20 protein-coding genes, 1 tRNA gene, 1 other RNA gene and 1 pseudogene are annotated in these 20034 nt (G+C 69.1%); 16 read left to right on the top strand and 7 right to left on the bottom strand.

Annotated features, from left to right (window positions below; all coding sequences use genetic code 11):
- Window positions 1-90: 90 nt before the first annotated feature.
- Window positions 91-2103 carry a transketolase gene (gene tkt, locus H1Q64_RS09645; RefSeq protein WP_237903314.1) on the bottom strand — a complete coding sequence of 671 codons (2013 nt, stop codon included), beginning with the start codon at window positions 2101-2103 and terminating at the stop codon, window positions 91-93.
- A 326-nt stretch (window positions 2104-2429) separates the two neighbouring features.
- Here tkt and H1Q64_RS09650 point away from each other — a divergent pair, with 326 nt between their 5' ends.
- From H1Q64_RS09650 to pal, 16 genes and pseudogenes are all read left to right on the top strand, one after another.
- Window positions 2430-2654 (top strand): hypothetical protein, encoded by a 225-nt coding sequence (locus tag H1Q64_RS09650; RefSeq protein ID WP_237903315.1) that lies wholly within the window; start codon window positions 2430-2432, stop codon window positions 2652-2654.
- Between the two features lie 3 nt (window positions 2655-2657).
- Window positions 2658-2972 (top strand): cell division protein ZapA, encoded by a 315-nt coding sequence (locus tag H1Q64_RS09655; protein ID WP_237903316.1) that lies wholly within the window; start codon window positions 2658-2660, stop codon window positions 2970-2972.
- A 13-nt stretch (window positions 2973-2985) separates the two neighbouring features.
- Window positions 2986-3145: non-coding RNA, 6S RNA (ssrS, locus tag H1Q64_RS09660), on the top strand.
- A gap of 39 nt (window positions 3146-3184) precedes the next feature.
- A complete protein-coding gene (locus H1Q64_RS09665) occupies window positions 3185-3793 on the top strand; it encodes a 5-formyltetrahydrofolate cyclo-ligase (protein ID WP_237903317.1) in 609 nt (202 codons plus the stop codon).
- 12 nt (window positions 3794-3805) lie between these two features.
- The gene (locus tag H1Q64_RS09670) at window positions 3806-4627 is read left to right on the top strand and encodes a TIGR00282 family metallophosphoesterase (protein WP_237903318.1); all 822 of its coding nucleotides are present in this window, start codon (window positions 3806-3808) and stop codon (window positions 4625-4627) included.
- 200 nt (window positions 4628-4827) lie between these two features.
- Window positions 4828-5580, top strand: coding sequence for a YebC/PmpR family DNA-binding transcriptional regulator (locus tag H1Q64_RS09675; RefSeq protein WP_237903319.1), 753 nt, complete (start codon window positions 4828-4830; stop codon window positions 5578-5580).
- A gap of 57 nt (window positions 5581-5637) precedes the next feature.
- A pseudogene (gene ruvC, locus H1Q64_RS09680) lies at window positions 5638-6120 on the top strand (crossover junction endodeoxyribonuclease RuvC); the annotation flags it as partial.
- Between the two features lie 9 nt (window positions 6121-6129).
- Window positions 6130-6693, top strand: a complete 564-nt coding sequence (locus tag H1Q64_RS33815) for an endonuclease domain-containing protein (protein ID WP_269145368.1) — start codon at window positions 6130-6132, stop codon at window positions 6691-6693.
- Window positions 6690-7319: a Holliday junction branch migration protein RuvA gene (gene ruvA, locus H1Q64_RS09690; RefSeq protein ID WP_137138859.1), complete on the top strand. Its 630-nt coding sequence runs from the start codon at window positions 6690-6692 to the stop codon at window positions 7317-7319. Before H1Q64_RS33815 ends, ruvA begins: the two co-directional genes overlap by 4 nt.
- A complete protein-coding gene (ruvB, locus tag H1Q64_RS09695; RefSeq protein ID WP_237903320.1) occupies window positions 7316-8407 on the top strand; it encodes a Holliday junction branch migration DNA helicase RuvB in 1092 nt (363 codons plus the stop codon). Before ruvA ends, ruvB begins: the two co-directional genes overlap by 4 nt.
- Window positions 8400-8885, top strand: coding sequence for a tol-pal system-associated acyl-CoA thioesterase (gene ybgC / locus H1Q64_RS09700; protein ID WP_237903321.1), 486 nt, complete (start codon window positions 8400-8402; stop codon window positions 8883-8885). Before ruvB ends, ybgC begins: the two co-directional genes overlap by 8 nt.
- Window positions 8886-8890: 5 nt before the next feature.
- Window positions 8891-9613: a protein TolQ gene (gene tolQ / locus H1Q64_RS09705; RefSeq protein ID WP_094307519.1), complete on the top strand. Its 723-nt coding sequence runs from the start codon at window positions 8891-8893 to the stop codon at window positions 9611-9613.
- A 1-nt stretch (window position 9614) separates the two neighbouring features.
- Complete coding sequence (tolR, locus tag H1Q64_RS09710) at window positions 9615-10097, top strand: protein TolR (RefSeq protein WP_014240514.1); 483 nt, start codon at window positions 9615-9617, stop codon at window positions 10095-10097.
- 28 nt (window positions 10098-10125) lie between these two features.
- Window positions 10126-11241, top strand: coding sequence for a TonB C-terminal domain-containing protein (locus tag H1Q64_RS09715; RefSeq protein WP_237903322.1), 1116 nt, complete (start codon window positions 10126-10128; stop codon window positions 11239-11241).
- A 2-nt stretch (window positions 11242-11243) separates the two neighbouring features.
- Complete coding sequence (tolB, locus tag H1Q64_RS09720; protein ID WP_094307343.1) at window positions 11244-12596, top strand: Tol-Pal system beta propeller repeat protein TolB; 1353 nt, start codon at window positions 11244-11246, stop codon at window positions 12594-12596.
- A gap of 148 nt (window positions 12597-12744) precedes the next feature.
- Entirely contained in the window at window positions 12745-13221 is a 477-nt protein-coding gene (gene pal, locus H1Q64_RS09725; RefSeq protein ID WP_149163366.1) for a peptidoglycan-associated lipoprotein Pal, read from the top strand.
- A gap of 323 nt (window positions 13222-13544) precedes the next feature.
- Here pal and H1Q64_RS09730 read toward each other — a convergent pair.
- The 6 genes from H1Q64_RS09730 to H1Q64_RS09755 all read right to left on the bottom strand — a co-directional run bounded on the left by H1Q64_RS09730 (window position 13545) and on the right by H1Q64_RS09755 (window position 20006).
- A tRNA-Thr gene (locus H1Q64_RS09730) sits at window positions 13545-13619 on the bottom strand.
- Between the two features lie 162 nt (window positions 13620-13781).
- A complete protein-coding gene (locus H1Q64_RS09735; RefSeq protein ID WP_237903323.1) occupies window positions 13782-15767 on the bottom strand; it encodes a polysaccharide biosynthesis protein in 1986 nt (661 codons plus the stop codon).
- A 70-nt stretch (window positions 15768-15837) separates the two neighbouring features.
- Window positions 15838-16791 carry an NAD-dependent epimerase/dehydratase family protein gene (locus H1Q64_RS09740; protein ID WP_237903324.1) on the bottom strand — a complete coding sequence of 318 codons (954 nt, stop codon included), beginning with the start codon at window positions 16789-16791 and terminating at the stop codon, window positions 15838-15840.
- Entirely contained in the window at window positions 16791-17822 is a 1032-nt protein-coding gene (locus tag H1Q64_RS09745) for an MraY family glycosyltransferase (protein ID WP_237903325.1), read from the bottom strand. Before H1Q64_RS09745 ends, H1Q64_RS09740 begins: the two co-directional genes overlap by 1 nt.
- Window positions 17819-19012, bottom strand: coding sequence for a glycosyltransferase family 4 protein (locus H1Q64_RS09750; RefSeq protein WP_237903326.1), 1194 nt, complete (start codon window positions 19010-19012; stop codon window positions 17819-17821). The genes H1Q64_RS09745 and H1Q64_RS09750 overlap by 4 nt, the downstream gene beginning before the upstream one ends.
- 10 nt (window positions 19013-19022) lie before the next feature.
- Complete coding sequence (locus tag H1Q64_RS09755) at window positions 19023-20006, bottom strand: SDR family NAD(P)-dependent oxidoreductase (protein WP_237903327.1); 984 nt, start codon at window positions 20004-20006, stop codon at window positions 19023-19025.
- Window positions 20007-20034 lie beyond the last annotated feature (28 nt).

The raw sequence follows: 20034 nt of genomic DNA on the forward strand, positions 1-20034 counted from the left end.
TTCCTCCAGTCTGGCATTCCCCGACCCCGAACCGAACGGCTTGGGGCGGTCACTCCCGGCCCCGGACCGAAGTCCGGGGCGGCAATTCGATTACAAGCGCGCCTTCGCCGCGGCGACAACAGCCTCGGCGGTGATGCCGAAGTGCTTGTAGAGTTCCTGATAGGGGGCCGACTCGCCGAAGCCGCTCATGCCGACGAAGGCGACGGCCGTGGCGCCCGGATAGCCGAGCCAGCGGTCCCAGCCCTGACGGATGGCGGCCTCGACCGCGACGCGGACGCCGCTTCCGAGCACGGAGGCCTTGTAGGCGTCGTCCTGCGCCTCGAACAGTTCGAAGCTCGGGATCGACACCACGGCGGCGCCGATGCCCTCGGCCTGCAACGCCTTGCGGGCCTCGGCGGCCAGCGAGACTTCCGAGCCGGTGGCGAGCAGCGTCACCTTGCGCTCGCCCTCGGCCTCCTGGATCACGTAGCCGCCGCGGGCGGAGCGGTTCTCCGCCGCGTGCTCGGTGCGCAGGGTCGGCACGTTCTGACGGGTCAGCGCAAGGACGGACGGGCCGTTGACCCGCTCCAGCGCGATCTGCCAGCACTCCGCGGTCTCGACGGCGTCGGCCGGGCGCAGGGTCAGCAGGTTCGGAATGGCGCGCAGAGCGGCCAGATGCTCCACCGGCTGGTGGGTCGGGCCGTCCTCGCCGAGGCCGATCGAGTCGTGGGTCATCACGAAGATCGAGCGCTGCTTCATCAGCGCGGCCAGACGGATCGACGGGCGGCAGTAGTCGGCGAACTGCATGAAGGTGCCGCCGTAGGGAATGACGCCGCCGTGCAGCGCCATGCCGTTCATGACGGTGGCCATGCCGTGTTCGCGCACGCCGTAGCGGACGTAGCGGCCGTTGAATTCACCGCGGCCCTTCATGTCGGCGGTGTTCTTCGCCTTGGTGTTGTTCGACGGGGTCAGGTCGGCGGAGCCGCCGATCATTTCCGGCACCGCCGGGACCAGGATGTCGAGCACGTTGCCCGACGCGACGCGGGTCGCCCAGCTCGGCTTGTCCTCCGACACCTTCTTCTTGAAGGCGGCGATCAGCTCGTCCAGGCCGGCGGGAACGCCGCGGTCCATGGCCGCCTCGAACGCCTTGCGGGCGGAGGGGTCCATCGACGCGACGCGCTGCGCCCAGTCGGCGTAGGCGGCGTCGGCGCGGGTGCCGGCGGCGCGCCAGGCGTCCAGCACGTCCTGCGGAACGACGAAGGCCTCGTGCGGCCAGCCGAGATTCTCACGGGTGGCGGCCACCTCGTCGGCGCCCAGCGGCGAGCCGTGGCAGCCGTGGGTGTTGGCCTTGTTCGGGGCGCCCTTGCCGATGATGGTGCGGCAGGCGATCAGCGTCGGCTTGTCGGAGTCCTGCGCGGCCTCGATGGCCTTGGCGACGGCTTCCGGATCGTGGCCGTCGACGGTCGCCGTGTTCCAGCCGTAGGAGCGGAAGCGGGCCGGCGTGTCGTCGGTGAAGCTGAGATCGGTCGAACCGTCGATGGAGATGTGGTTGTCGTCCCACAGCACGATCAGGCGGTTCAGCCCGAGATGGCCGGCCAGCGAGCAGGCTTCGTGGCTGACGCCCTCCATCAGGTCGCCGTCCGAGGCGATGACGTAGGTGTAGTGGTTGATCAGGTCGTCGCCGAAGCGGGCGTTGGTGATGCGCTCCGCCAGGGCGAAGCCGACGGCGGTGGAGACGCCCTGGCCCAGCGGGCCGGTGGTCATCTCGATGCCGAGCGACGGATCGACCTCCGGATGGCCCGGCGTCAGGCTGCCGAGCTGGCGGAAGCGCTTCAGCTCGTCGATGGTCATCCGCTCATAGCCGGTCAGGTAGCCCAGCGAGTAGATCAGCATCGAGCCGTGGCCGGCCGACAGGATGAAGCGGTCGCGGTCGGCCCAGGCCGGCTGCTTCGGGTTGAACTTCAGGAAGCGCGTGAACAGCACCGTGGCCACGTCGGCCATGCCCATCGGCATGCCGGGGTGGCCGGACTTCGCGGCCTCCACCGCGTCCATGGACAGCGCGCGGATGGCGTTCGCCATGGTGGTGATGGGGGCGGGCGGGGTGGCGGCGGAAGCAGCGGACATCGGGCAGGGTTCCTGAAGAAAGTTCCCGTGGGCAGGCGGGCAGCGAACGGTGGGGCCGAATGGTATTGGGCAACACCGATTGGGCGGGAAACAAGGCTTCCCGCAGGACGCGCGCACCATGCAGAACCCGTGTGCGCAGGTCAACACGGGAATGGGGATGGCGGTCCGGCTTCCGGCGCATTGTGACGGCGCCATTTCCACCGTGAACTGCGGCGTAATTCCGGTTGACGGGGCGGTGTGGCGGGCCCAACTGTAGCGCTCGGCATTTTATGCATGTGTGAACTGCAGCCCTCAGCCGTCCATCCGTCCGTCAAGGTTCCCCGCCCATGGATTCCCTGAAAGCCGCGCTCGACCGCCTCTCCAAGGCCGTGGATCGTCTGGAGCATGCCGCGTATGCCCGCGAGGAACGGGTGGCCAAGCGCGAGCAGGAGCTGAGCGAGTCCCTGCGCGAGGCCCGCATCGAGCAGGCGCGGGCCCAGGAGAACGCGGAAACCGTGTCGAAGCGTCTGGAGGCGGCCATCGGCCGTCTCGAAGCGGTTCTGGAGAATTGAGCCATGGCCCAGGTGGAATTCGAGGTGAACGGACGCGCCTACCGCGTCTTCTGCCAGGACGGGCAGGAGGCCCGCCTGCGTGAGCTGGCCGGCTTCGTCGACGCCAAGCTGAAGCAGGTGACCGGCGGCGGCAAATCCGGGTCGGAGGCACAGATGCTCGTTCTCACCGCCATCGTCATGGCCGACGAGATGCAGGACGTGATGGCCGGTCGCGGCCTTGCCCCGCTGTCCACGGTCAACGAGGCCGAGGTGGCCGCCGCCGTAGACAATGTCGCTTTGCGCATTGAAGAGGTTGCCGCGCGGCTCGAGCGCGCTTAAGTTAGTGAACGGAAGGTCGCTGCCTGGTTCGTCAGGTCGCAATAATCCCCAGGGCCGATAATCTTAGACTCTCGGGAGCTGTCCCTGTCCGGACCCTGGTCCGGTTATACGGCGCCCACCTGCTCTGCAGGTCATGGAGGATAAGCAATGCCAACGGCCAAGGCGGCACCTTCCGCCTCTCCCCTGAATTTTCCCGACCTTTCCAGGCGACGATGAGCGACCCGCGCGCGGCCAAGGACGCCGCCCGAGCCCAGGCCCGCGCCCGGCGCGACTCCCTCAGCGACGACCAGCTGCGCGCTTTTGCCGCGGATGCTCTGCGCGAGCGCTTCCTGGAGGATCTGGTGCGACCGGGATTCATCCCAGACGGACCGGTCGCCGGCTATTGGCCGCTCGGTTCGGAACTCGACGTGCGGCCTCTGCTGCTCCATCTTAAGACGGGCGGACTTAAGACGGGCAGGCGCTCCATCGCGCTTCCGGTGTCCGGGCCGCGCGGGCAGGCGCTGACCTTCCGCGACTGGGATCCCGTGCTGCCGCTGGCCGCCGGCCGCTACGGCATCCAGGAACCGGGCACCGACCGGCCCGAGGTGGTTCCGGCGGTGCTTCTGGTGCCGATGCTGGCCTTCGACCGCAGCGGGCACCGGCTGGGCTACGGCGCCGGCTACTACGACCGGACGCTGGATGCCCTGCGCGCGATCCGTCCCGTCCTGGCGGTCGGCATGGCCTTCGCCGCGCAAGAGATGGACGCGGTGCCCTGCGGGGCGCACGACGAGCGGCTCGATTGGATTCTGACGGAGCGCGAGACGCTCCGCTTTACGCAGTGAAGGTTGGGGACGATGCGGCTTTTGTTTCTCGGTGATGTGGTGGGGCGGTCGGGACGCGACGCGGTGATCGCGCACATGCCGATGCTGCGCGACCGGCTCGACCCCGACCTGACCGTGGTCAACGGCGAGAACGCCGCCGGCGGCTTCGGCATCACCATCAAGATCGCCGAGGAGTTCTTCGCGGCCGGTGTGGACGTGGTGACGCTGGGCAACCATAGCTGGGACCAGAAGGAGCTGGTCGCGGCGATCGACCAGCAGCCGCGCATCATCCGCCCGCTGAACTACCCGGAAGGCACGCCGGGGCGCGGCTTCGTGCTGCTGCAGGCGCGGGGCGGGCGCAAGGTGCTGGTCATGAACGTGATGCTGCGCCTGTTCATGGACCCGATGGACGATCCCTTCGCCGCGGTGGACCGGGTGCTGCGCGCCCACCGGTTGGGCCCCAACGGCGCCGACGCCATCGTGGTCGACGTCCATGGCGAGGCGACCAGCGAGAAGATGATCATGGGCCATTTCTGCGACGGCCGCGCCTCGCTGGTGGTCGGCACGCACAGCCACGTCCCGACCGCTGACCATGTGGTGATGAAGGGCGGCACCGCCTATCTGACCGACGCCGGCATGTGCGGCGACTACGACAGCGCCATCGGCATGAAGAAGGAGGTCGCCATGGCCAAGCTGATCCGCAAGCTGCCCACCGAGCGGCTGAGCCCGGCGGAAGGCGAGGGCACCGTCTGCGGCTGCTACGTCGAGACGGACGACCGCACCGGCCTCGCCACCAGCATCCAGCCGCTGCGGCTAGGCGGCCGGCTGAGCCAGTCCGTGCCGGTGCGGGGCTGAGCGCCGCCGCCGGCCCCGGCCCCGCAGGGCGCAAAAGGGGCGCCCCAATACTGCCATATTGACTTTCTATATGGGTAGGTGTCGTCTCCGGCGCCGAAGGCGTGCGGTGGCGCACAAAGGCTGGTACATGTGTCCCACCGCTTACCAAGCTGTTTCACAAGACCTTGTATCTTTGAATCCATCTGGGGCTCGTTCGACGCATGGCCGGTCATAGCCAATTCAAGAACATCATGCACCGCAAAGGCGCGCAGGACGCCAAGCGGTCGAAGATCTTCAACAAGCTCGCCCGCGAGATCACCGTGGCGGCCAAGGGCGGCCTGCCGGACCCGGCGGCCAACCCGCGCCTGCGCGCCGCGATCACCGCGGCCCGCGTGCAGAACATGCCGCGCGACCGCATCGACCGCGCGATCAAGCAGGGTACGCCCGGCGGTGGCGACGACGCGAGCTACGATGAAGTGCGGTACGAGGGCTACGGCCCCGGCGGCGTCGCGCTGATCGTCGAGGCGCTGACCGACAACCGCAACCGGACCGCGTCTGAAGTGCGCTCCGCCTTCACCAAGTACGGCGGTTCGCTGGGCGAGACGAACTCGGTCAGCTTCATGTTCAGCCGCGTCGGCGCGATCTACTACCCGGCCGCCGCCGCGGCCGCGGACGCCGTGTTCGAGGTGGCCCTGGAAGCTGGCGCCGAGGACGTGGCGTCCGACGAGAACGGTCACGAAGTCACCACCACGGTGGAGAATTTCGCGATCGTGCGCGACGCGCTGGAGGCCAAGTTCGGCGGTGCGGAGAGCGCGCGCCTGACCTGGAAGCCGCTGAACACGGTCGCCCCGTCCGAGGACGCCGCCGCCAGCCTGCTGAAGCTGCTGGACGTGCTGGAGGACAACGACGACGTCCAGACCGTCGAAGGCAACTTCGACATCTCCGACGAGCTGATGCAGAAGCTGACGGCCTGATTTCAGGTCGCTGAGCGGAGGGGAACCGGGGTGCTTGGGCAGGCCGGAAGGAGCGGGGTGGCGCAACAGCCGCCCGTACGCCTGTTGGGGCTGGACCCCGGCCTCCGCCACACCGGCTGGGGTGTCATCGACGTGTCCGGCAACCGGCTGACCCATGTGGCGGACGGCGCCGTCCATTCTGACGACGGCCGTCCGCTGGCCGAACGGCTGTGCCAGATCCACGACGCGCTGACCGGGGTGCTGGAGCGCTACCGTCCCGACGAGGCGGCGGTCGAGGAGACTTTCGTCAACAACAACGCGGTCTCCACGTTGAAGCTGGGGCAGGCGCGGGCGGTGGCCCTTCTGGTCCCGGCGCTGGCGGGTCTGTCGGTGGCGGAATACGCCAACAACATGGTGAAGAAGGCCGTGGTGGGGCAGGGCCGGGCCGACAAGACGCAGGTGCAGGCCATGGTGCGTCTGCTGCTTCCCGGCTGCGCCATCACCACGCCGGACGCCGCGGACGCTCTGGCCGTGGCGATCTGCCACGCGCATCATCGCGCAAGCTGGCAGATGTGGCGGCGGGGCGATGTGCAGTCCCTCTCCCCTCTGGGGAGAGGGTGGCCCGCAGGGCCGGGTGAGGGGGATACGCGGGGCGGTGCGTCCGGCACACGCGCAACCCCCTCACCCCAACCCTCTCCCCAGAGGGGAGAGGGGGTATTGCTGCCGGTTGCCAAAGACAAGCCGGCGCCTTTGCACACCAACCGTGCCGTTCAGATGCGGCGCGATTCCACGGAAGTGGAAAAGATCGTATGGCAACGTTTGCGGAACGCGCAGATGGGGGCCAAATTCCGACGGCAGGAATCCATTGTCGGCTTCGTCGTGGATTTCGTCGCGCACGACCATCGGTTGGTGATCGAACTGGATGGTGGGCAGCACGCCGAGCAGGCGCCGTATGACGAGCGCCGGACGCGCATGCTGGAACAGGCCGGTTTCCGCGTGCTGCGCTTCTGGAACAACGACGTGAACGACAATCTGGAAGGCGTTCTCGAAACAATCCGCACGGCGCTTTCCGCGACCACCGTGTTGCGCCGTGATCCCCTCCAGCGTTTGAGGGACAAGGAGAATTCCCCATGATCGCCAAGCTCACCGGTGTCGTGGATTCGGTCGGGACCGACTGGGTGGTGGTGGACGTCAACGGGGTCGGCTACCAGGTCGCCTGCTCCAACCGCACGCTGTCGCGCATGGCGGTGGGGGAGCGGCGGGCGCTGGTCGTCGAGACCTTCATCCGCGACGACCGGATCACCCTCTACGGCTTTGCCGATGCCGGCGAGCGCGATTGGTTCCGGCTGTTGACCACCATCCAGGGCGTCGGCTCGCGCCTCGCCCTGTCGATCCTCGGCGTGCTCGATCCCGACCAGCTCACCCGCGCCATCGCCGCGCAGGACAAGACGGCGCTCACCCGCGCCGACGGCGTGGGGCCGAAGGTCGCCGCGCGCATCGTCAACGAGTTGAAGGACAAGGTGGGCAACCTCACCCTCGGCGCCTCGGCCTCCGCCGCTCCGGCGGCGGGCGGCAAGGCGGCGCCGGCGGCGGGCGGCCCCGACAACATGGTCATGGCGGACGCCGTCTCGGCCCTCGTCAACCTCGGCTACGGGCGGTCGGAAGCGTTCGGTGCCGTCGTGGCCGCTGGGCGCAAGCTGGGCGACGGGGCCGGCGTGTCGGAGCTGATCCGCCATGGCCTTAAGGAACTCAGCCAATGACCGCCGACCAGAACGGCTCCGATCCCGACCGGCTGGTGCAGCCGGGGCGGGGCGCCGGCGACTCCGGCGAAGCCTCGATCCGCCCGCTCTCGCTCGCCGAGTTCATCGGCCAGCGGCAGGCGCGCGAGAACCTGTCGATCTTCATCCAGGCCGCCCGTTCCCGCGGCGAGGCGTTGGACCATGTGCTGTTGTTCGGCCCGCCGGGCCTGGGCAAGACGACGCTTGCCCAGATCGTCTCGCGCGAGCTGGGGGTGGGCTTCCGCGCGACCTCCGGCCCGGTCATCGCGCGGGCGGGCGATCTCGCCGCGCTTCTGACCAACCTGCAGCCGCACGACGTCCTCTTCATCGACGAGATTCATCGCCTTAATCCCGCCGTGGAAGAGGTGCTCTATCCCGCCATGGAGGATTTCCAGCTCGACCTCATCATCGGCGAAGGCCCGTCGGCGCGGTCCATCCGGATCGACCTGCCGCCCTTCACGCTGGTCGGCGCCACCACGCGTTCCGGCCTGATCACGCGCCCCTTGCGCGAGCGGTTCGGCATTCCCGTGCGGCTGCAATTCTACGAGCCGGACGAGCTGGAGCTGATCGTCCGCCGCGCCGCGGCCGTGTTCAACATGCTCATCACGCCGGAAGGGGCGCGGGAGATCGCCAACCGCTCGCGCGGGACGCCGCGCGTGTCGGGGCGGCTGCTGCGCCGGGTGCGCGACTTCGCCTCGGTGGCCGGCGTGCCGGAGGTGGACGCCCGCATCGCCGACGCCGCTCTGACCCGGCTGGAGGTCGACCGGCTCGGCCTCGACAGCATGGACCGCCGCTACCTGGGCATCATCGCCAACAATTACGGTGGCGGTCCGGTGGGCGTGGACACGCTGGGCGCCGCGCTCGGCGAGCAGCGTGACGTGCTGGAGGAGGTGGTGGAACCCTACCTGATCCAGCAGGGCTTCCTGCAGCGCACCCCGCGCGGGCGCATGCTGACCGACCAAGGCTTCCGCTATCTGGGCCTCAACCCGCCCTCGGCGCCGACGCGCCAGTTCGACCTGCTGGACCGGCTGTCGGAGGCCAACCCGGACCCGGAGGACGGCGATGCCTGACACGCCCCCGGCTCTGCAGCCAAATCTCTCGGGCTGGTTTGACGAGAACGCGCAGCACAGGCTGCGCTTGCGGGTCTACTACGAGGACACGGACGCCGGGGGGCTGGTCTATCACGCCAACTACCTGCGCTTCTTCGAGCGGGCGCGCACCGAGATGCTGCGGCTGACCGGATTCACCAACGCCGGGCTGGCCGAAAGCGACGGTGTGTCATTTGCGGTACGACGGGCGGAGATCGATTTTGTCGCTCCCGCAAAGCTCGAGGATACGCTTGAAGTGGTGACGCGAATCACCGATACCGGCGGTGCCTCCTTCGCAGTTGCACAACTTGTCCGTCGCGACGGCCGTGACCTCGCGCGGGCGGTGATTCAGCTGGCGATGATCAATTTGACCGGTAACCGGGCCGGACGTCCCGCGCGCCTTCCGGCGCCGGTCCGCGAGGCGCTCTTCGATTTGTACATAAGGCAGAAGCGAGACTGACTGCGATGGATCTGAATTCCGCCCAGGTGGTCGGGGCCGCGGCGAAGGCTCACGACATCACGATGTGGGGCCTGTTCTGGCAGGCCGACATGATCGTCAAGGTCGTGATGCTGATGCTGCTGGTTGCCTCGGTGTGGTGCTGGGCCATCATCATCGAGAAGCTGATGCGCATCCGCCGCTTGAACGCGCAGGCGGACGCCTTCGAGGAAAGCTTCTGGTCCGGCGGTTCGCTGGACGCACTGTACGATCGTATCGGCCAGAACCCGACCGATCCGATGTCGGCGACCTTCGCCGCCGGCATGCGCGAATGGCGCCACGCCGCCGACCGCGGCATCGGCTCCATGAAGGGCTCGCTTCAGCAGCGGGTCGAGCGCGTCATGTCGGTGACCATCGGACGCGAGATGCTGCGCGCCGAGCGCTACATGACCTTCCTGGCGTCGGTCGGTTCGACGGCGCCCTTCATCGGCCTGTTCGGCACGGTGTGGGGCATCATGAACTCCTTCACCTCCATCGCCGCGTCGGGCAACACCAGCCTCGCCGTCGTCGCCCCCGGCATCGCCGAGGCGCTGTTCGCCACGGCGCTGGGTCTCGTGGCCGCCATTCCCGCCGTGATCTCGTACAACAAGTTCACCACCGACCTCGGCCGCTACGCCGATCGGCTGGAGACCTTCTCGGGCGAGTTCTCGGCGATCCTGTCGCGCCACCTCGAGGAGCGGGGAGCCGCCTGACATGGGAGCCCAGCTCGCAGGAAAGGGCGGCCACGGTCGGGGCCGCCGCCGCGGATACCGCGCGATGGCCGACATCAACATGACGCCCTTCATCGACGTCATGCTGGTGCTGCTGATCGTCTTCATGGTCGCGGCACCGCTGCTCACCGTCGGCGTGCCGGTGGATCTGCCGAAGACCAACGCCGCCCCGCTGGAGGCGCAGAAGGACCCGCTGTTCGTGACCGTCCAGTCCGACGGCCGGGTCTATGTGCAGGAGACGGCGGTGGAGACGGCCAACATGGTGCCGCTGCTGATCGCCGTCACCAACAACAACCCAGACGCCCGCATCCTGGTGCGCGGCGACGCGAAGATCGCCTACGGCAAGATGCTGGAGGTGATGGGCACCATGAGCGCCGCCGGCTTCAAGAAGGTCGGGCTGGTCGCCGAGATGCCCAGCGGGCCGGGTGCCACCGGGCCGCGCGTCGGCGGCTCGGCGCAGCGCTGAGACGCCACGGCGAGTTGAAGGCTGACCCATGCGCAAACCCCTGATCGCCTCGGCAACGCTGCACGTCGCGCTGGTCGCGCTGTTCGTGCTCGGCATGCCGCCCAGCGATCGCAAGCTGGACATCCCCGAGTCCATCCCGATCGAGATCGTGGACATGGGCGAGGTGACCCAGGCCGCGCGCGTCGACAAGGGCGAGCCCAAGCCGTCGGCCCCCAAGCCGCCGGTCCCTGAGGCCAAGCCGAGCCCGCCGGCCCCCGCACCGCCGGAACCGGCCAGCGAGCCGCCCCCCCCGCCGCCGCCGCGGCCCGAGCCGAAGGTTCCGGAGCCGCCCAAGGTCGCCCAGGTGACGCCGCCCCCGGCGCGCGAACCGCCGCCGCCGCCCAAGCCGGCGCCACCCCCGCCGCCGCCCGATCCGGAGCCGGCGCCGGTGGTCAAGCCGCCCGAGCCCAAGCCGGAACCGAAGCCGCAGCCTCCGAAGCCGGAGCCGCCCAAACCGGAACCGCCGAAGCCTGAGCCTCCCAAGCCCGAGCCCCCGAAGCCGGAACCGGCCAAACCGGAACCGCCCAAGCCCGAGCCCAAGAAGCCCGAGCCGGCCAAGCCGGAGACGCCGAAGGCCGAGCCCAAGAAGCCGGAGAAGCCGCCGGAGAAGACCGACGCGCTGGCCGACCTTCTGAAGAACGTTCAGAAGAACGCCCCGGCCAAGCCGGCGGCGTCGGAGAGCAAGGCCGACTCCAAGCCGACCCAGCAGGCCGCCGCGTCGCAGGCGCCCTCGGGGGCCGCGAAGGCGGTGAACGGTCCGGACAAGCCGTTCAAGCCGTCCGGGCGCGCCATCGACGGCATCCGCGGCGCGGTGAGCAAGAACTGGAACTTCGACCCGGGCCGCAAGGACGCCGGGAACATGCAGGTGGAGATCATCGTTGAGCTGGGCCGCGACGGTTCGGTGCTGAACGCGACGATCAATGAGAAGTACCGCTCCCGCTACATGTCGGACGCGGCCTTCCGGGCATCGGCCGACGCCGCGCTGCGCGCGGTGAAGCGGGCCAGCCCCCTGCCCATCAGCGAGTTTTCCGGCGACTTCACGCCCGCCCGGTATGAAGAGTGGCGTTACTTCGTGTTCAATTTCGACCCGAGGGACATGTTCTGACGATGACGAAGAAGACGAGGCTCCTGCTGAAGGCCGCCGGTTGCGCCGGCGCCCTGCTGCTCGCCCTCGGCGTCGCGGCGCCCGCCCCGGCCCGCGCCGAGGTGCGAATCGACATCACCAAGGGCGTGGTCGAGCCGCTGCCGATCGCCATCACCAGCTTCGCCGGTGCCGGCGGGCGCGAGGCGCAGGTCGGCTCGGACATCTCCAAGGTGGTCGCCGCCGATCTGGAGCGGTCGGGCCTGTTCCGTCCGCTCGACCCCAAGGGCTTCCTGCAGACCCCCGACCAGCTCCGCTCCGGCGAGCCGCGCTATCAGGACTGGCGCGCCGTCGGCGCCCAGGCGCTGGTCGCCGGCAACACCACCGCCATGGGTGACGGCCGCATGAAGGTCGACTTCCGCCTGTGGGACGTCGCCGCCGGCCAGTACATGCAGGGGCTGAGCTACACCGCGACCGCCGATAGCTGGCGCCGCATCGCCCACATCGTCGCCGACGCCATCTACAAGCGGCTGACCGGCGAAGAGGGCTATTTCGACACGCGCATCGTCTATGTGGCCGAATCCGGCCCGGCCAACGCGCGCAAGAAGCAGCTCGCCATCATGGACCAGGACGGTGAGAACCATCAGTTCCTGACCGACGGCAAGAACCTCGTCCTGACGCCGCGCTTCTCGCCGGCGACCCAGGAAATCACGTACATGTCGTACTTCAACAAGAAGCCGCGCGTGTACCTGTTCAACATCGACAGCGGCCGCCAGGAAGTCCTCGGCGACTTCGTCGGCATGACCTTCGCCCCGCGCTTCTCGCCGGACGGCAACAAGGTCATCATGAGCATGGCGCAGAACGGCAACACCGACATCTACGCCCTGGACCTGCGCACCCGCCGCCAGACCCAGCTCACCGATTCGCCGGGCATCGACACCGGCCCCAGCTACTCGCCGGACGGCCAGCGCATCGTGTTCGAGTCGGACCGCGGCGGCAGCCAGCAGCTCTACATCATGAACGCGGACGGTTCTGGGCCGAAGCGCCTGACCTTCGGCGAGGGCCGCTACGGCACGCCGGTGTGGTCGCCGCGCGGCGACCTGATCGCCTTCACCCGCCAGCGCGGCAGCAACTTCGCTCTGGGCGTGATCCGTCCGGACGGCACCGGCGAGCGCATCCTGACCGAGTCGTTCCACGTGGAAGGCCCGACCTGGGCGCCGAACGGCCGCGTGCTGAGCTTCTTCCGCGACGTTCCGGCCGGGGACGGCCGCGGGCGAAGCGCGAAGCTCTACACCATCGACGTGACGGGCGCAAACGAACGCCGTGTGATCACTCCGCTCGACGGCTCCGATCCCGCATGGTCGCCCTTGATTCCCTAGTGGAGTAGCCCTATTTTGCGCGCGCAAGAACGACGCTCAAGACGAAGGCCGGAAGTCGGTACTTCCGTCGGGGTCTGGCGGAAGTCGGCGGCGTTCTTTCTCCACAATCCGGTCAAAACATCTCGTGTCGCTTAGGGGGTCATTTAACATGCGTATCAAGTATCTGAGCCTGATCGCGGCCGTCGCTCTGGTTGCCGCTTGCGAAACCGCTCCGAAGGATGCCGGCAACGCCAACGCCACTGGCGCCGCCACGTCCAGCCAGATCCGCCCGGGCTCGCAGGAAGACCTGGTCGTCAACGTCGGCGACCGCGTGTTCTTCGGTCTCGACCGCTACGACCTGGCTCCGGAGGCTCGCGCCACCCTGGACCGTCAGGCTTCCTGGCTGAAGCAGTACCCGAACGTCACCGTGACCGTCGAAGGCCACGCTGACGAGCGCGGCACCCGCGAGTACAACCTCGCCCTGGGTGAGCGTCGCGCCAACTCGGTGAAGAACTACCTCGTCGCCGGCGGCATCAACGCCTCGCGCGTCAAGGTCATCTCCTACGGCAAGGAGAAGCCGGCGGTCCTCGGCTCGAACGAGGCCTCCTGGGCGCAGAACCGCCGTGGCGTGACCGTCGTCGACTAACGACGGCGCCCGTCCGGGTTCCAAGGGAAACGCCGCTCCGGAGCAATCCGGGGCGGCGTTTTTCTTTTGGGGCGTGGGGGAGGGGATGCCTCCTTTGGGGAGCTTTTCCCCACCCCAGCCCTCCCCCGCTGGGCGGAGGAGGGTGCCTTATGTGAAGCGGCATCCGTTCCCTCCCCTGCGAAGTAGGGGAGGGTTAGGGTGGGGGCAAGCCCGATCCGCACCCGAACGCAGAACGCAAAACCCGAACGCAGAACGCAAAAAGCCACGCAAGCCGGCCAACGGCTGCGCTTCAGCATTCTCAAAGAAACAACGAAGGGGGAGGATGGTGCTGCCAGAGAGGATTGAACTCTCGACCTCTCCCTTACCAAGGGAGTGCTCTACCACTGAGCTACGGCAGCGCCGGGACGGTGTTGCTGGCCGGGAAGAACTTGCGGCCAACCGTCGAAGTGGCGCGGGTTATGCCATAGGCTTTGCGCCGATGCAAGCGATGAAGTGCCTTTTCAGAAAAGAAAAATGGGCGGGGAAATCCCCGCCCATGGTCACGTCCGTTTCCCGGTCGATCAGTCGGAGCCGCCCTGGTTCAGCGCCCCGGCCTCGCCGCCCGCCGCGGGGTTGCCGAAGGCGCTGGGCGGCGGCAGGACCGCCTCGGCGCGGAAGTCGGGGACGATGTTCGACAGGATCGTCATCACCCGTGCGGCGTCACCGGCCCGCGCGGCCGTTTCCAGTTCACCCAGTGCGCGGTTGATGAGCGCGTAGTCGATGACCCGCGGGGAGGCGAGGAACACGCCGTCGGCCTCCGTGCGCGTCGGCGCCTCGGTCGAGGTCAGGATCTCCTCGAACAGCTTCTCGCCGGGGCGCAGGCCGGTGAACTCGATCTTGATGTCGTGGCCGGGCCGGTAGCCGGCCAGCCGGATCATCTGCCGGGCGAGGTCGACGATCTTCACCGGTTCGCCCATGTCGAGCACCAGCACCTTGCCGCGCTCCTCCAGGCGGGCCACGCCGTGGGCCGAGGCCTGGAGCACCAGTTCCACCGCCTCCCGCACCGTCATGAAGTAACGGCGCATGTCGGGGTGGGTGACGGTCAGAGGGCCGCCCTTGGCGAGCTGGCGGGTGAACAGCGGCACCACCGACCCGCTGGAACCCAGCACGTTGCCGAAGCGGACCGTCATGTAACGGGTCGCCGTCTCACCGCCGTCGCGCGGCGGCAGCATGTCGAGCGCTTGGCAATAGCACTCGGCGAAGCGCTTGGTGGCGCCCATCACGCTGGTCGGGCGGATCGCCTTGTCGGTGGACACCAGGACCATTGCCTGGCAGCCGCCCGCCCGCGCCGCATCGGCGACGTTGCGGGTGCCGATGACGTTGGTCAGGGCACCTTCCGCCGGGTTGGCCTCCACCAGCGGCACATGCTTCAGCGCTGCGGCGTGGAAGACCATGTGCGGGCGCTGCGTCTGGAACAGGCGGAAAATGCGGTCGCGGTCGCGCACGTCGGCGATCACCGCCTGGAGCGCCAAGGCGGGGAAGCGCTCCCGTACCTCCATCTCGATGCTGTAGAGGTTGAACTCCCCAGCATCGACGAGGGTCAGCGTCTCCGGCTGGAGGGCAGCGATCTGGCGGACCAGTTCGCTGCCGATGGTGCCGCCCGCTCCGGTGACGACGACGCGCCGTCCGGTGACGAGGCTGGCGATGGCGCCGCGGTCGAGAACCGCCTGGGGGCGGCCCAGAAGATCCTCCAGCGCGATCGGGCGCACCTCGATCTTGCCTTCGCCCAGCGCCGATTTGAACTCGGTCAGGCTGGGCAGCCGGGCCATGGACAGGCCGAGGGACTCCGCCTGCTCCAGCAGGTCGCGCAGGACGGTGCCGGGCACGTCGGCTTGACCCTTGGCGACGATCAGGCGCTGTGGGCGGTCGCCGCGCTGCGCCAGATCCTCGACCACACGGGGCAGGTCGTCGGGGCCGCCCAGGACGGGCACGCCGCGGATGGCGTGGCCGATGCGCCGGTTCTTGTCGTCCAGCAGGCCGACCACGCGGTAGGCGGCGCCGGCGTTCTGATCCAGCGAGCGGATGAACAGTTCCGCCGCGTCGCTTACGCCCAGCAGGAGCACCGGAATGCGCGGCACACCCCCCGCTTCCCGATCGTGGAGGCCGAGACGGCGGTCTTTTAAAAGGCGGTAGGCGAAGCGCGGCCCGCCCAGCAGGACGAGTTGCACAAACCACAGGATCACCGGCAGGGAGCGCGGCAGGGCCTCCAACCGGGTCAGCAGGAACATGACCGCCAGGAAGCAGAGCACGACCATCGTGACCGCACGCAGGAGCTGCGCCAGATCGGGGACGGAAGCGTAGCGCCAGATGCCGCGGTACAGGCCCGAGAAGCGGAACACCACCGCCGCGATCAGCACCAGGATGGGCAGTCCCGTCAGCAGCGGGTCACTGTATTCCTGGAACGCTTGCTCGCCCACGCGCAGATACAAAGCCACGACCAGGGCGGCGGCCGTCATCGTCAGATCGTGCAGGTAGACGAGGGACGCCCGCGGAGACGGGATACGCATGCGCTTTACCTTAGACTATCGCTTCGCCGGGGCATTCCCTTTCGGGAAATCCCTGGCCCATCCTGGCCGTTCAGCCGCGCACAGCTTTGAACCATTCGGCGGTCAGGCGCAAGCCGTACGCGGGGTAGCAGGGCGGGCGCCAGTTCAGAGCGCGGCGGATGGCCCCGTCGTCGATCACCAGCGAGCCGGCAACGCGGTCCAGCATGGCCTCCCGCCGGGCCAGCCGCGCGGCGAGCGCCAACAGGGACGGCGGCACGGGCAGAAGGCGCGCGGGCTTGCCCAACGCCTCGGCAATGGCTCGCACCAGTTCCGCCGTGGACATCGGTCGTCCGTCATGGACCAGAAACCGCCCGCCCGCCGCCTGCGGGTGGGTCAGGCACTCCTGGATGGCATCGGCGAGATTGCCCACGAAGATCAGGCTGCGCCGGTTTTCCAGGGCGCCCAGTGGCAAGGGGATGCCGCGGTCCACCGCCTGCATCAGCCGCAGGAAGTTGCCGCCCACGCCGGGGCCGTAGACCAGCGGCGGACGGATCACCACGGCCTCCAGCCCGGTGCGGGCCGAGATCTCCGCCAGCGCCCGTTCAGCCTCCAGCTTGGAGATGCCGTAAGGGGAATGGGGATCGGGCTCCGTCTCCTCGCTCAGCTCGTCGGGGCGGCTCTCGTCGGCCAGCGCCTTGACGCTGCTGAGATAGACCATCCGCTTGACGCCTGCGGCGGCGGCGGCCTCGGCCAGCACGCGGGTGCCGGCGGTGTTGACGCGGCGGAAGGCGGCCAGCGGATCGGACTCTCGGTCGCGCATGACGTGGACGCGGGCGGCCAGATGAACCACCGTGTCCATGCCCTGAAGGGCGTTGCCCCAGGCGGTGGCGGGGCCGATATCGGTAATGGTGACGGTATCCGCTGCCTGTGGAACCGCGACGTCAGGGCGGCGCACCACGGCGCGCACGCTGTGCCCACGCTCCACCAGCAGGGGAATGACCGTCCGCGCGACGAAACCGGTGGCCCCGGTGACCAGGACGCGCATCACGCCGCCGCCTGCACGGGCCGCGCCAGCAGGGCCAGCAGCAGCACGACCGCCGCGGCCCCTGCCGGCAACACCGTCCAGCCGAGCGCCAGCGACGCCACAGCCAGCAGAAGCAGCGTGGCGTTCAGCGCCAGGACCAGCCGAACCACCTGGGCGTGGTTGCGCCCGCGCTGGGTGGCCTTCTGATAGAAATGCTCGCGGTGGGCCTGCCAGACCTTTTTGCCCTCGGCCAGACGACGCAGCAGGGTGATGGTGGCGTCGGCCAGGAAATAGGCGGGGATGAGCAGCGCCGCCACCCACAGCCCCGACGCCGCCAGGACGAGCAGCAGCCAGCCCAGCGTGAAGCCCAGCGGCACGCTGCCGACATCGCCCATGAAGAGCTTGGCGGGGTGCCAGTTCCACGCCAGGAAGCCCAGCGCCGCACCCGCCGCGGCCAGCCCGTAGAGGGCCAGCGCCGGGTCGAGCGCGCCGAGCGCCGCGACCAGCGCCAGCCCCGCGCCGATCGACGCCGCCTCGCTGCCGGCCAGACCGTCGATGCCGTCCATGAAGTTGAACAGGTTTACGAACCACAGCCAGCCGACCGCGGCCACCAGCCGGTCCGCCCAGAAGGGCAGCAGTCCTTGGAAAACCAGCCCGTCTCCGGGAAGAGGGCCGCCGGGAAGCGCCCCCCCGGGAAGCGCGGTCAGCCCCGCGATCACCGCGGCGATCTGGGCGAGGAAGCGCGGCGCCGGACCCAGCCCGCGCCGGTCGTCCATCCAGGACACCGCCATCAGCGCCACCGTTCCGGCGAGGATGGGCAGTGCCCGCAGCGGATGGTCCGCCGTCATCGCGATGAGCGTCCAGACGGGCAGCAGCGTCAGCATGACACCCCAGCCGCCGCCGCGCGGCGTCGGAATGGAATGGCTGGAGCGGTCGTTCGGGTGGTCGAGGATTGCCTTGCGCCGCAGGTAGGCGAGCACGCGCCCGGTGAACAGCCAGGACAGCGCGAAGCTGCCGGCCAGGGCGAGAAATAGGGCCAGGGGGCCGCTCATGATGCCTCCGCGACCGGGGCCGTGCCGGGCTGGTTGGACGCCAGCAGCCGATGGTATAGCTCGACCGTCTTCGCGCCCACCCGGTCGGACGCCATGTCGGATTCGACCAGACGCCGGCTGGCGGAGCCGAAGCGCCAGCGCAGAGAAGCGTCGCGCACCAGAACCTCCAGCGCGTCGGCCAGGGCCGCGGCGTCGTCGGGTGGGACGAGCAGGGCGTTCTCGCCGGCGTGTGCCACCTCGCGGCAGCCCGGCACGTCGGTGGCGACGATGGCCCGCCCGCAGGCTGCGGCCTCCAGCAGGCTCTTCGGCAGCCCCTCGCGGCGGGAGGCCAGCACGGCGATGTGGCAACGCGCCCAGACCTGCCGCACGTCGGCGCTGTGGCCGGGCAGTTCGACGCCGGGCAGGGCTGTCCAGCGGTCCAACTCGGCCTGCGTCACGGAGGTCGGGTTTTCCGGATCGGGCGTGCCGGCCAGCAGCAGCAGCCGGACGTCCAGCCCCTTGGCCCGCAGCCTCTGCTGCGCCTCGACCAGCGGACCGACCCCTTTGTCGGCCAGCAGACGGGCGACGCAGCCCACCGTCACCGGCGGCTCCGGCGGCTCGGGAAGCACCTGATAATGGGCGGTGTCGACGCCGGAGCCGCGGATGATCCAGGCGCGCTCGTCGGGCAGCAACCCGGCGGCCACCAGCGTCTGCCGGTCGTCCTCGTTCTGCAGGATGGTCAGGCTGTTTGGGCGCTTCAGCACGGTGCGCAGCAGCGGGCGGGCAGCGGCCCCGGCGAGGCGGGACTTCAGCCCGCCGGTGCCGAGGAAGGCGGAGCCCAGCCCGGTCAGCGCGTTCACCACCGCCGGCACCCCGGCCAGTCCGGCGGCCAGTCCGCCCAGCAGCACCGGCTTCATGGCGACGTGGTGGACCAGATCCGGTGCCTCCCGCCGGTACAGAGCGGCGATCTCCGCCACAGCGGACAGGGCGCCCGCCGGGTTGATGCTGCGGCGCTGCCAGGACAGGGGAAGCACGCGGAAGCCCTCCGCCTCGATGCGGGGGCCGTGCTTGTCGACGCGGGTGGCGACGGCGACTTCGAACCCGGCCTCGCGGGCGGCGCGGGCCATGGGCAGGCGGTGGGACCAGAAGTACCAGTCCTCCGTCACCAGATAGATCAGCTTGCGGCCGGCGTTTGTGGATCGGGTGCTCACGGGACGGGCCTCAGGCAATGCCGTGATAGTCCTTGTACCAAGCGATGAAGCGGGGCAGGCCGACGTCGATCGGCGTCTTCGGCTCATAACCCAGGTCGCGGCGGCTCGCCTCGATGTCGGCGGTGGTTTCCGGCACGTCGCCCATCTGCAACGGCTCCATGACCTTCACCGCCTCGCGGCCCAGCGATTCCTCGATGATGCCGATGAAGCGCATCAGGTCCTCGGTGCGGTTGTTGCCGAGGTTGTAGACGGTGTGCGGCGCGCCGTTGGCGTCGGGCTTGGCCGGACGGTCCAGCGTAGCCAGGACACCGGCCGCGATGTCCTCGACAAAGGTGAAGTCGCGCTTCATCCGCCCCTCGTTGAAGACGCGGATCGGGCGGCCCGCCATGATCGCGTCGGCGAACAGGTAGGCTGCCATGTCCGGACGTCCCCAGGGGCCGTAGACGGTGAAGAAGCGCAAGCCTGTCGCCGGGAACTTGTAGAGGTGGCAGTAGGCGTAGGTCATCATCTCCGCCGCCTTCTTGGTGGCGGCGTAGATGGACATCGGGGAGTCGACGCGGTCCTCCACCGAGAAAGGCATCTTCTTGTTGGCGCCGTAGACGGAGGAGGTGGAGGCGTAGACGAAATGCTTCAGCTTCGGCATGCGCCGGGCGGCTTCCAGCATCGCCACCTGCCCGGTGACGTTGGCGTCCACATAGGCGTAGGGGTTCTCCAGCGAATAGCGCACGCCGGCCTGGGCGGCCAGATGCACGACGCCGGTCGCCTCGGCGAAATCGGGGTCCAGCGCCTCGATGGCGGTGCGGTCGGACACGTCGGCCTTGACGAAGCGGAAGCCGGGGCGGGCGGCGAGGCGGGCCAGCCTGGCTTCCTTCAGCGCCACGGAGTAGTAGTCGTTGAGGTTGTCGATCCCCAACACCGTCTCGCCGCGATCCAGCAGGGCCGCCGCGACGTGCGAGCCGATGAAGCCGGCCGCGCCGGTGACCACGATCGTCATATCCACCATCCTTGACGGGCCTGCGCCG

This window comes from Azospirillum brasilense (assembly GCF_022023855.1).
Classification (GTDB): Bacteria; Pseudomonadota; Alphaproteobacteria; order Azospirillales; family Azospirillaceae; genus Azospirillum; species Azospirillum brasilense_F.